The organism is Kroppenstedtia sanguinis, assembly GCF_050433445.1.
Lineage (GTDB): Bacteria > Bacillota > Bacilli > Thermoactinomycetales > DSM-45169 > Kroppenstedtia > Kroppenstedtia sanguinis.
In genome coordinates this window covers 40,380-52,675 of sequence record NZ_JBNPXF010000009.1, presented here as the reverse complement: position 1 = coordinate 52,675, position 12,296 = coordinate 40,380, and the positions used below count along the sequence as shown (strand labels likewise).

Sequence of the window (12,296 nt, the reverse complement as noted above, 5' to 3'; positions counted from 1 at the left end):
GTACTTTTGGGATGACTGTAATCTTGAAACCGATTCGGCCTAGGTTACCTCTGTTTTTTTGATTCCAGAATAAAAAAAGGGCCTGCATGCAGGTCCTTGTAAATGGCGTCATTCCTGATTTGTGATGTCCACGTCCCGATACGGGACCAGCAGGGTGTGTTGACAGGCGGTTTGCAAATCCCGCCAGATGCGATTGATGGGGGCTTCCTCCATCACGGCTTGGATTCCAAGCAAGGGGAAGATGGCTCCGGCGCATCGTAGGGCAGTCTGGGCAGCCTTCTGACACTGAAGGCTGATCCGTTGTTGCTCCTCTTCAGTGAGAGGGTGTTGGCGGAGTTGTTGAGCCCAGGAGTCGTCTACGATTTGATGAAAGTCATTTACACTGCGGTTGAAGACTTGTTCCATCTCCTCGATCTGATCTTTTACAAAGGTGACCCGATCCGGGGAAGAGGCTGTCCAGGCGGTTCTGTTTTTTTCTAGGAGTTGGTTTGCTTCCTCCAGAAAGTGTTGGCCGATCCCGATGGCCGTTGCGGCAAAAGAAGCCTGGGCAAAAGGCACGAAGGGGTAGTAAAAGATTGGATCCTGGAAGTGATAGGGAGAGTGAATGAGATCGAAGGTCATCTCTTCGGGTACGAACACTTCTTTCACGATGATGGAGTGGCTGGACGTCGCTTTCAGGCCGAAAGCATTCCAATCTGGCAGGATCTGTACCTGTTCCGGCAGAAAGATGAAGGAGCGGATTGGGTCGTTGTCGATGACAGCGTTGGCAGTGAAGATCGTGGCATGGGTGGAGCCGCTACAAAACTTCCATTGCCCGCTGACCACAAACCCACCTTCGACGGGCTTAGCCTTGCCCGCGGGAAAGCCGCTACCGGCGATCACAGCTTCTCGGTTTGCAAACAGTCTTGGGGAGACTTCCGGCGAGATAGATGAAGTGAAGAATCCCCCGCCGGATCCGATATTGACCAACCAGCCCAGACTCCCGTCGATCCAGGCGGTCTCTTCAAATATTCGCAGGGCCTCGGGCAAGGGAGTCATATTGCCACCCAGTTCTTTGGGGACAAACAGTTTGAACAGCTGGTGGTCATAGATGAGTTCTAAGGCTTGGGAGGTCAAGCGTCCGGTTTGTTCCATTTCGTGGGATTGTTCCCGGATGGTACGTATCGTATCCTCATTGAACATGATTGAATCATCCTTTGGTTTTTTGCGTGTAGATTTACTGCGTCTAAGTCTCTGCTCCATCTAGTGCTCCTTAAGGCAACTTTGATCTTGTTTTTCAGCAAGGCGGAGGCAGGATGGTGGGGCGGCTCCGATCTCTTGCAAAGAGCGCAAAGGCGAATCAAATCCCCACCATCCTTACCTTTCTGTGATTTTCCACACAATGTTCTCTGAGGGAGCACTAGGATATGGCGGGCTTGAAGGCTTGAGGGGGGCCCTTTCCTGGTGGATCCACAGCCCAGACTTAAGATCAATCCGACATTTTGGCCAGGACCGCTTTGATTGCGGTGTAGGTGATTTGCTCAGGCAATGCCTCTTTGATCGGTTTAAGCAGGGTGCCTCCCACTTTCTCGATGGCTTGCCGGATCTGAACTTCATCTCCGGGGGGGATGAGTCGGTCCCAGTCTACGGGGTGACCTTCCCCGGCGGCGCGAAGGAGGTGGTTTTCCAACGTGGTGGGAGAGAGCCCCCGTTCCTGACTGATTTCATCCAGCGTTTTTCCCTCTTGCCACAAGCTCCAGGTAGTCAGGTGACTGGGTGGAGAATCGGATTTTTTCTCCGAGGAGACCGTAACGGCGACCACCTGTTCGGCATCGGGAGAGATTCCTTGTTTTTCTGCATACTCCCGAATGGTGGTGAGGAAAGGGTCACCGTACTTGGCCAGTTTCTTTTCTCCCACCCCTTTCACCCTCCGCATATGTTCTCGGTCTATGGGAAGGACTCGAGCCAAGTCGGTCAGGGTACTGTCCGGGAAGATCATGTAGGGAGGGACTTGTTCCGTTTCGGAGAGGGATTTCCGCAAGGCGCGCAACTCTTCGAACAGGTCTTCCCGACGGGGAGTGGTCCGCTCCTTCGGCTTCTTCAATCGGAGCAACACCTGTCGTTTCCCCTTCAACACTTCGACGGCGGCGGGAGTGAGGGATAAGGTGGGGTACTCATCTTCGCTGAGGCGCAGATACCCTTCCGCCGCCAAAATCCGGATCCGATGGGTGATCTCCTTTTCGGAGTAGGAGCGGAGCAGGCCATAGGTGGGAAGGGTATCGAATCCCAAATCCAACACCCGTTTGGCTTTGGAACCTTTTAGCACCTGGGCGGTCAGAGTGACTCCGAACCGTTCCCGCATGCGGCGGACACAGGAGAAAATTTTTTGTGCTTCCACGGATACATCGGTCTGTTCCTCTTCTGCGGTACAGTTACTGCAGGTGCCACAGGGTTCCTTCGCTTTCTCCCCGAAGTAGCGAACGAAGGTTTGTTGCAGACATCCTTGGGTATGGGCGTAGCGATAGATTTCCTGCAGTTTTTGATGTTCCTTGCTCTTCAACTCCGGTGTCAGCTCAGACTGTTCGATCAGGTATTGTTGGGTGCGGATATCCGCAGGATTGAACAGCAGAATGCAGTCGCTCTCTTCCCCGTCTCGGCCGGCTCGCCCTGCTTCCTGATAGTAGGATTCCAGATTACGGGGGACCTGACAATGGATGACGAAGCGGACATTGGATTTATCGATACCCATTCCAAAGGCATTGGTGGCGACAATGGCTTGTACCCGGTCATAGGAGAAGTCCTCCTGGACTTGCCATCGCTCTTCCTCTGACAGCCCGGCATGGTAGCGACCCACCGCAAATCCCCGTTGTGTCAAGAAGCGATGCAGCGCCTCCACATCCTTGCGGGTGGAGCAGTAGAAGATCCCTGGTTGACTTGGATGCTCCTTCAGGTATTTCACAGCAAAATCCCGCACATTTTCTCCATGAAGAACAGAGAAGGCAAGATTTTTTCGCTCCAACCCAGTGGCAAAGACACAGGGGGGCGTGATGGAGAGAAGCCGGGCGATATCCTCCCGCACTTCCTGGGTGGCAGTCGCTGTGAAAGCGGCGATTACTGGCCGGTGGGGCAGCTCTTGGAGCCAATGGCTCATGGACCGGTAACTGGGCCGGAAGTCATGTCCCCACTGGGAGATGCAGTGGGCCTCATCCACGGTGACCAGAGAGAGGGGCACGTCCCGCAACAGAGACTGAAAACGGGGAGACTCCAGTCGTTCCGGTGCTATGTAGACAAGCTTATAAGCGCCCCGGGCCGCATCCTGCAAATGTTGTTGCATCTGTGCAACGGAGAGGGTGCTGTTAATATAGGCGGCGGGAATGCCCAGCTGATTTAAATGATCCACCTGGTCTTTCATCAAGGAGATCAGGGGGGAGACCACCAAGGTCAATCCTTTCATCATCAAGGCGGGAATCTGATAACAGATCGATTTCCCGCCGCCGGTGGGCATGATGGCAAAGGTGTTATGCCCGTCCAGGATACTCGCGATGATCTGTTCTTGTCCCGGACGGAAAGAAGAGTAGCCGTAATACCGTTCCAACAACTCCAGCGGTTTCAAAAACATGCTCCTTCCATGAAATGTTCCATCGTGATTCCTATGAAACCATTATATCGGAGGAGGAGCTGAGAGGAACAGGGGGAGTCATTGGGAGGGCGGGTGGCGTAGTTACAGTGAAAACGGGTTCAGCTGAATCAAGAAGAGGGGAGGCGGCGGAACTCGTGTACCCACATGGACAGATCGGGGGGCCAGGAAAATCCGGGATGGATTCCATCCAGATAACGAAGGTAAGCCATCCGGTCCGCCTGTCCCTCAGATTGTGCGTCTGCGTCAGTCATCTCCCCCAAGGTTTGTCGATAGACCCGGACCACTTCAAATTGAATTCCATCCAATTCCATCCGTTCGCCAGGAACAGCATACAGACCGTTTCGCCTTTGGGATGTCTTTTTTCCCGCCAAGACACGATTTACATCCTCTTCTTTCGTTACCAGCCGATCAATGGAACAAGTTTTTTCGGGATAAGGAGTTGAATCCATAATTGGCATTCCTCCTGTAAGGTTTGTCAGTTTCAGTATAACCGACTGCAATGCAGGTGTGTTGATTAGCCATATTTTATGTGGGGAGATCGTGTTTTACTTTACCACGCGACCTTATCCTTCCACAGGGAAGTGGAGACGTCCGCTCCGAATAGGGCTTCGCCTTCGGCCTTCGTTGTCTTGAACCTTCCCTGTATATCGTGGGGAGTAAACTCCTGGCTCCCTCATCAGTGGATGATAGGAACGAAACAATCTTTACGCTCTTCCCATTGCCCCCATCGTAAAATATTGCTCTTGAGGGGACGGGAAGGGTGGGAGGGTGTGGAGAAACACCATTTCATGATAAATCACATCGTATATGGAAACCATAACCTTCGTTGAATGGTAACGGAGGTGTTTTTTGTTGAAGGCGGTCACTTTTCAAGGAATCAAGGATGTCAAAGTGAAAAAAGTGAAGGAACCGCAGATTGAGAAGCCGGATGATTTGATCCTCCGGGTTACCAGCACAGCCATCTGTGGTTCCGATCTTCATCTGATCCATGGGATGGTACCCAATATGCCCGAGGACTACATTATCGGACATGAGCCAATGGGAATCGTGGAGGAGACGGGGCCTGAGGTAACCCGGGTCAAGCGGGGAGACCGGGTGGTGGTGCCCTTCACCGTCTCCTGTGGAGAGTGCTTTTATTGTCGGAATCACTTGGAAAGCCAGTGTAGTCAATCCAATCCCCACGGAGAGACGGGTGGATACTTCGGTTATTCTGAAACCTTTGGAGGTTACGCCGGGGGGCAGGCGGAGTACCTGCGCATCCCCTTCGGGAATTTTACACCCTTTGTGGTACCGAAGGAGAGTGAACTGGAAGATGAGAAACTTCTATTTCTGTCGGATATTGTTCCCACCGCTTGGTGGGGAGTGGATAAGGCGGGAGTCAAAGGGGGGGACACGGTCATTGTCCTCGGGTGTGGCCCGGTTGGTCTTCTCACCCAGCGTTTTGCCTGGCTGAAGGGAGCAGAGCGGGTGATTGCAGTGGATTATATCGGGTATCGCCTAGAGTATGCCCGCAAAATCAACAGGACGGAGACGGTGGATTTCACCAAGAAGGAGAATGTTGGGTCTTATTTGAAGGAGATGACTCAGGGTGGAGCCGATGTAGTGATCGATTGTGTCGGGATGGACGGAAAAATGACCGGTTTGGAGCTGGTTCAAACAGCGTTAAAACTGCAGGGTGGTTCTATGGGGGCGATTCAGATCGCCAGCCAGGCGGTACGAAAGGGAGGGGTAGTTCAACTCGTGGGGGTCTACGGAACCCGGTACAACGCTTTCCCTTTGGGGGACTTCTTCTCTCGCAACATTACCCTCCGAATGGGGCAAGCTCCGGTGATCCATTACATGCCGCAACTTTATCGGATGATCGAGCAGGGGGTCTTTGATCCTTCCGAGATCATCACCCACTCCTTGCCTTTGGAAAAAGCGGAACACGCTTATGAGATTTTTGACAAAAAAGAGGACGGCTGTATCAAAGTGGTACTAAAGCCCTGACAGTCTAGGATTGGAATTGAGAAAACCATAGGGATCGCGGATAATCGATGTATCACGTCAGGCGTGTGGGGGCAATAGGAAGAGCGAAAGGGTCAATTTTGTTTCCTCCACCCACTTTATTGTTAATCAACACGCCTGGTATCACGTGTCTCATCCGGGAGATGTTCATACCTGACTTCCGAGAATGAAAACGAGGTGAGCCGATTGTCCGTTGTTTTACCAGGTGATCCTGTCCCAGCATTCTTTGTGGAGCGCCCCAATCGTTTTCAGGCCGTAGTGGAGATGGGAGGAAAGCGGGAGCTGGTTCATGTCCCCAATACCGGGCGGATGGACGAGATGTTGTTTCCCGGCACCCCAGTGATGCTGGAGAAATCCGATAATCCCCGGCGCAAACACCCGTACAGTCTGAAGTTTGTCAACAAGAAGGGTCACTGGATCTGTATTCACTCTGCCCTTGCTAACCGGGTGTTTGAGGATGCTTTTGATGAAGGGAAGATGGATTGGGTCCAAGGACCGTTGAAACGGGAAGTCCCCTTCGGAAACAGTCGCATGGACTTTTCGATCGGGGTGGATCTATCGACGCTGGTGGAGGTGAAATGCGTTACCTATGAGGAGGACGGAATCGCTATGTTTCCCGACGCCCCGACGGTGCGGGGACAGAAGCATGTGGAAGAATTAATCACTGCTTTGGAACAAGGGTATCAGGCCGCTGTTGTTTTCATGATCTTTATGGACTTTGTTCACCGGTTCACCCCCCATCGTCGAATCGATCCCATCCTGACGGAAAAACTCCGTAAAGCCCATGATCAGGGAGTGTTGATCAAAGCCTACGCTTGCTCCATTCACTTCCGGGAAATAGCAGTGGAGAGGGAACTCCCGGTGGAACTTTAAGAGAGAGCCTTACTGTGTGTTGGTGAATGGTTCTCACTAAGTACAGGAAATAAAAATAAGCCTCTTTCTGATGATATATATAAAGCGTGGATAACCATCAGAAAATGATAAATCGCAAACGCCAAGAGGGTCCGGGTTTGGTGAGGTTGTCAATATATTTTTGTTCCTTATGCTCCCTTCGGTCCGCTACCATAAAAATATATTGACAACCGCCATATGTCGTCATCCTCCCTCGTAAAATGAATTCTTTCTATGTGAAGTATTATACAATTTTTATGATCATTGTCTGTAATCCTCAACAAACGCGCCTAGCCTATTTTTTCTTTTATCAATTAATAACAAAACTGACAACACCACCACACTAAATACCACTATAAACAAAAATGACAAGTATAGCGTCATGAATCCTCCAAATTTCTCATCAAACTCTAAAAGAGCGACATCTGGGTTATATATGCCACCCATGGAAATATATCTAGCCACTTCAAGATAAACAATATGGAAGATAATACTCATCCATAGTGATCCTGTATACTTTCTATATAGCTGTAGAGCAATTCCAAAAGTGAAGAGCAGTATAAAATAATCTATAGTTATTGCAAATGGCTCGCTAAAGAATATTGACGCCAATGCAGTCACCATAATTGGCACACAGATGAAGATTAACGGTTGCAAAATCAATGAGATGATAAAGCGGAAATTCTTATGCAACTCTTCAAATATTAGTCCACGGATAAAGACTTCTTCTGGAAATGCCTCATACATAAATGCTGTCACTGCATTGATTAAAATGGCAATTATAACACTTGTTGACAAGTTCAAGCTAACATTTTCAATGCCACCAAATAAATAAGCTGTTAAAATTCCTGATATGAGTAAAATAAAAGGCAACGCAATCCCGACGATCAACTTAGATGGTGAATTTACACCCTTCAAGCCAATATTTTCAAACACGTCTGAATTTTTCCTTTTAAGTATATAAAGTACAAAAAGCGTTAACCCAGTAAAAATCACTCCTTGTAAAAGCATGCCTATTTGTTGATCCACACCTTGAGTTTCTATCAAATATCGTCCAATATTCCCCGATACAAAGAGAAATAATGATACAAGTACAAAGTACAAAAGTAACCGACTAATATTGAATTTCGGCGAATCCAATAGAATTCTCTCCTTTCTTTTTGAAGCAAAAATCCGCAGTATGAGTCCATTATACCAATCTTAGCATTTGAGAGGGGAAAATCACCCGCTACAAGTTTTCGTGGACAGAATCGATCCCTTACGGATCTATCCATAGGGGGAACGTGTACTTCGATCAAATGGTTGGGTATTGGGAAAAAGCTAATATGATTCATGAATTTGCCGCACAGGGGATTCGTATGCCCTTTTTAGCCATTTGAATCGAAGGATATGCACGTAAGGATTCCCTTCACCGGCTGTTTTCTGGTTCATCAACCACTTCAGTAACACAGAGTGTGGAGAAAATGCGTTCTCATTTTCTCCACACTCCTTTTTTATACAAAAATTAGCTTGGAAGATAGAGGGGTCATATTTTGGTGAATTAGCTTTCACTTTTTTGCCTATCGTGATTCTGTCCGGATTTCGTGGCGGTTTGGCAGGATTCTATGGGTCTTCTTCATGCCATCTTTTTTCCCGGATGATCTCCAGTCCTGACAGAATGATACATTGACCGATATTGTGTGTTTCATTATAATTGTCACAAAAGGAAACAATGGTTCTAATATAGGTACAGGGGTGTGCGAATTGAGTTTAAAAACTTTGGACAACTCTCTTGAGCTCCTGAAGTACTTTACAGAGAAAAAGACCGCTTGGGGTGTACGGGAACTGGCTAAAGAGATGAATATGAGCCACTCTATTGTCTATCGCATCCTATCCACTTTCGAAAAACACGGATTTTTGATTCAAAACCACGATACAAAAAAATATGAGTTGGGGCTTAAGTTTTGGGAATACGGCCAATTGGTTCAAGAGAAGTTTCGCCTGCTGGATTTCATCCATCCCATCATGAAGAGAATCTCTGAGAAAACCGGTGAATCGATTTTTCTGACCCGGCTGGATGGAATGGAAGGGGTGTGCGCGGATATCGCCGAAAGCTCGCAAATGATCAAATATGCAGTGTCTGTGGGGACTCGGACCCCTCTGTACGCAGGTGCCTCCAACAAGACGATCATGGCATATCTCCCCAAGGAAAAGCAGGAAGCGATCATTCAAGAGGGGTTAAACCCGATGACGGATAAGACGATCGTGGATACCGACAAGCTGGTTTCCGAATTGGAGGAGATCAGGGAAAAGGGTTGGTGTTTTTCCATTGGGGAATACTCCGAGTCTGTATTTGCTTTGACCGTCCCGCTTTTTAACTGGAAACAGGAGATTGTTGCCTCGCTGGCTATAGCTGGGCCTGAATACCGTGTCAAAGACTTGAATGTCTCGGAGATGTTGAAAATCCTGCAACAGGAATGTTCAGAGATCCAAAATTATTTTGATCGGTATCGGATTACCCATATATAAAAAGTCAGGCGTGTTGATTAGCCATATTTTGGGTGGGGAGATCGTGTTCACCCACGCGACCGTTGCCATCCAGCAAGGAAGTGAAAACTGGCCGCTCCAAATCTGACCATCGGGCAGGGGCAAAGCCTTACGGAAGCAACACACGGAAGAGGTTGCCCCTAAACGCCCTCCCTCCAGATTCTCCGCTGGGTAGGATGGCAACCCTTAATCTAGAGCTTCAGCTCCTTTGGATTGTAGTGCCTGTGGCGCAAAGGTCGCTTTGGCAGCACACGACTCCCTTCCGCCGCCCATTTTCTGGTTAATCAACAGCCCTGATAAAAAGTGACAGGTGTGTTGATTAGCCATATTTTAGGTAGGGAATCAGGTCGGTATGGTAGAGCCTTTGCGCTCTTTGCAAGGGATCGTAGCCGTCCCACCATCCCCGTCCCCTCAAGCGATATTTTGTGATGGGGCACAATGGGAAGAGCGAAAGGACCGTTTCGTTCCCATCATCCATTTTGTGGTTAATCAACAGTCCTGAAGTGAATATTAGGGGGTGATAGTTAAAAAGTACCGTTGAAACTTGATGTATTTGAAATATTCAATCATTTAATAGAGAGAGATGAGGAGGGAATTCGAGCATGAAGAAACATCCAAAAGCTTTGGAACCATTTACTCTTTTCTTAACTGTGGTGACAGCTGTGTTGGGAGCCATCATCGGGATGCAGATCCTGGTGACCTTAGGGATCACACCTACTACGTCGATTATCGGTGCTCTCATCGCCGTGGTCGTGTCTCGGATTCCAATCCAGATATTTAAAAAATACCGATCGGTTCATCGGCAAAACCTGATTCAAACCTCGATCTCTTCCGCTACCTTCGGTGCAGCGAACAGTTTGTTAATTCCCATCGGTATCCCATTTCTCATGGGAAAAACGGAGTTGATCCTTCCCATGTTGATTGGCGCTACCCTCGCCATGTTTGTTGATGCCATGATGCTATATAAACTGTTTGATTCAAAAATCTTTCCCGCATCAGGAACATGGCCTTTGGGAGTTGCTACGGCGGAGTCGATCGTTGCCGGGGATCAGGGAGGGAAACGAGCGGGTCTGTTGGGAGTCGGTGTGACCGGCGGATTGCTCGGCTCTTTTCTAGGTGTTCCGATGTCTGCTTTTGGTGTCGCTTTTATTGGGAACATCTGGGCGTTGACGATGTTTGGAGTGGGGATGCTGGTCAGCGGTTATTCGACTCCTTTATTTGGAATCGATTTAAACGAACTGTATATCCCCCACGGATTTATGATCGGAGCAGGGGTGGTCGCCTTCATCCAAGTTTTCCGGGTAATCTTCAAGAAAAAGGAGACCTCAGGTGAAAACGAGGAGGCCACGACGACGAAGTCGGATCAGGACATGTCCCGTACTTTAAAGTTCGGTTTCTTGGCATATTTGATTGTGATCCTGATCATATCTGTCATCAGTGGCTTGATCACTCATATGTCTTTGGGGATGTTTATAGCTTATTTGCTGTTCGCAACCCTTGCGGCATTTGCCCATGAATTGATTGTGGGGATCGCGGCGATGCACTCGGGATGGTTCCCCGCTTTTGCTGTCGCTCTCATCACCTTGGTCGTCGGTGTATTGATTGGATTTCCTCCGCTGGCCTTGGGGCTTTTGGCTGGATTTAGTGCATCCACTGGAGCCGCTTTTGCCGATATGGGATATGACCTGAAAACGGGATACCAGCTCCGTGGAAATGGAAAAGATCCCAAGTTTGAGTTGGAAGGTAGAAAGCAGCAACTGATCACGGGCATGATCGCCTTCGGTGTTGCAGTGCTTGCCGTTCTTTTTACTTATCAAGGGTTCTTTGCCCAAGGCTTGGTGCCGCCTGTGGACAAGGTATATGTGGCGACGATCGATGCCGGGGTGTCGGGAGATACGGCGTGGACCTTGCTGATGTGGGCGATTCCGGGAGCCTTGCTCCAATGGATCGGCGGTCCAGGACGCCAACTGGGAGTGCTATTTGCCACCGGGATGTTATTGGTAAATCCGGCAGCCGGTTGGGCAGTATTGGCTGGGATCTTGATTCGATTTATCGTCCTGAAATGGAAAGGCAAGAAAGCCGAGTCTTCGATGAGCGTGATGGCTGCCGGATTTATTGCCGGGGATGCTTTGTACAGCTTCTTCAGCTCCTTATTTAAAATGAAGTAATGAAGCGAGGTCAGGCAATCATGGCTGGATGGGTTTTAAATGAGCGTATGGTGGAAGCGGCTGTTTACGGCGGAGCCGTTTTGGGTGGAGGAGGGGGAGGTTGGATTCAGGAAGGATTGAAGGTGGGACGTCTGGCCCTCGAGATTGGCACTCCTCGTCTGATCACGATAGAAGATATGGAGGATGATGACGTCATCGTAACCGTTGCTCTGGTGGGGGCTCCTGCTGCTGTCGACCAATACGTGAAGCCGATACACTACATTCGCGCATTGGAATTGTTATCCGACAAACTGGATGTGAGAATTCGGGGAATCATAACCAATGAAAACGGAGCTGGCACCACGGTGAACGGATGGCTTCAATCGGCTATGGCAGGAATCCCTGTTTTGGATGCCCCTTCCAATGGAAGAGCGCATCCCACCGGCAGCATGGGGGCGATGAATTTATCGGAGGATGCAGAATATGTGTCGATCCAGGCAGCTGCTGGAGGCAAGGGGGATCGTTATATGGAGATCTCTACGTCGGGCTCTCTAGACAAAACATCCTCCCTTATTAGAAATGCATCGATCCAAGCAGGCGGTTTGCTGGCGGTGGCCAGAAATCCGGTGAAAGTCGGATACGTGAAACAAAATGGAGCTCCGGGAGCGATTCAACAAGCGATTGAAGTGGGGACCACCCTCCTGGATCACAGTGGTGAACAGGCGGTGGAAGCTGTGACTTCCCAATTGGGAGGGAGAGTGATCACTCAGGGAGAGGTGACTGATTTCCAATTGCAGACCTCTGGCGGGTTTGATGTAGGAAAAGTGACGGTCAACTCCCATGAACTCACCTTCTGGAACGAATATATGACCTTGGAGCGAAAGGGTGAACGACTGGCCACCTTCCCGGATCTGATCATGACATTTGACGCTGAAACCGGCAGGCCCATCGTATCAGCGGAGATTTCCAAGGGGCAATCCATAGCTGTCATCGCTGTCCCCAAAGAAAATCTTAAATTGGGTGCCACGATGCGAAACCCTAAGCTCTTGAAGCCAATTGAAGACATCATCGAGCAATCGATCATTCCATACGCTATGTCGTGAAAG

At 49.4% G+C, this 12,296-nt stretch carries 9 protein-coding genes; 5 read left to right on the top strand and 4 right to left on the bottom strand.

The features are described 5' to 3' along the window. Window positions 1–108: 108 nt before the first annotated feature. The 3 genes from JOD24_RS07380 to JOD24_RS07370 all read right to left on the bottom strand — a co-directional run bounded on the left by JOD24_RS07380 (window position 109) and on the right by JOD24_RS07370 (window position 4,068). Window positions 109–1,182: an acyl-CoA dehydrogenase family protein gene (locus tag JOD24_RS07380; RefSeq protein ID WP_429246659.1), complete on the bottom strand. Its 1,074-nt coding sequence runs from the start codon at window positions 1,180–1,182 to the stop codon at window positions 109–111. Between the two features lie 286 nt (window positions 1,183–1,468). After that, window positions 1,469–3,598 (bottom strand): DNA helicase RecQ, encoded by a 2,130-nt coding sequence (gene recQ, locus JOD24_RS07375; RefSeq protein ID WP_429246658.1) that lies wholly within the window; start codon window positions 3,596–3,598, stop codon window positions 1,469–1,471. Between the two features lie 128 nt (window positions 3,599–3,726). Continuing rightward, entirely contained in the window at window positions 3,727–4,068 is a 342-nt protein-coding gene (locus JOD24_RS07370; RefSeq protein ID WP_380162762.1) for an ASCH domain-containing protein, read from the bottom strand. Window positions 4,069–4,471: 403 nt separating this feature from the next. Between JOD24_RS07370 and JOD24_RS07365 the strand changes: the two genes are divergently transcribed. Beyond that, window positions 4,472–5,608: a zinc-dependent alcohol dehydrogenase gene (locus tag JOD24_RS07365; protein WP_429246657.1), complete on the top strand. Its 1,137-nt coding sequence runs from the start codon at window positions 4,472–4,474 to the stop codon at window positions 5,606–5,608. Between the two features lie 195 nt (window positions 5,609–5,803). After that, window positions 5,804–6,499, top strand: coding sequence for a DNA/RNA nuclease SfsA (gene sfsA / locus JOD24_RS07360; protein WP_429246656.1), 696 nt, complete (start codon window positions 5,804–5,806; stop codon window positions 6,497–6,499). 279 nt (window positions 6,500–6,778) lie between these two features. Here sfsA and JOD24_RS07355 read toward each other — a convergent pair whose 3' ends face one another. Continuing rightward, window positions 6,779–7,657 (bottom strand): CPBP family intramembrane glutamic endopeptidase, encoded by an 879-nt coding sequence (locus JOD24_RS07355; protein WP_429246655.1) that lies wholly within the window; start codon window positions 7,655–7,657, stop codon window positions 6,779–6,781. A gap of 603 nt (window positions 7,658–8,260) precedes the next feature. Between JOD24_RS07355 and JOD24_RS07350 the strand changes: the two genes are divergently transcribed. From JOD24_RS07350 to JOD24_RS07340, 3 genes are all read left to right on the top strand, one after another. Beyond that, window positions 8,261–9,025: an IclR family transcriptional regulator gene (locus JOD24_RS07350; protein WP_429246654.1), complete on the top strand. Its 765-nt coding sequence runs from the start codon at window positions 8,261–8,263 to the stop codon at window positions 9,023–9,025. 620 nt (window positions 9,026–9,645) lie between these two features. Continuing rightward, window positions 9,646–11,211: an OPT/YSL family transporter gene (locus JOD24_RS07345; protein WP_429246653.1), complete on the top strand. Its 1,566-nt coding sequence runs from the start codon at window positions 9,646–9,648 to the stop codon at window positions 11,209–11,211. Window positions 11,212–11,231: 20 nt separating this feature from the next. After that, window positions 11,232–12,293: an S-methyl thiohydantoin desulfurase family protein gene (locus JOD24_RS07340; RefSeq protein ID WP_429246652.1), complete on the top strand. Its 1,062-nt coding sequence runs from the start codon at window positions 11,232–11,234 to the stop codon at window positions 12,291–12,293. Window positions 12,294–12,296 lie beyond the last annotated feature (3 nt).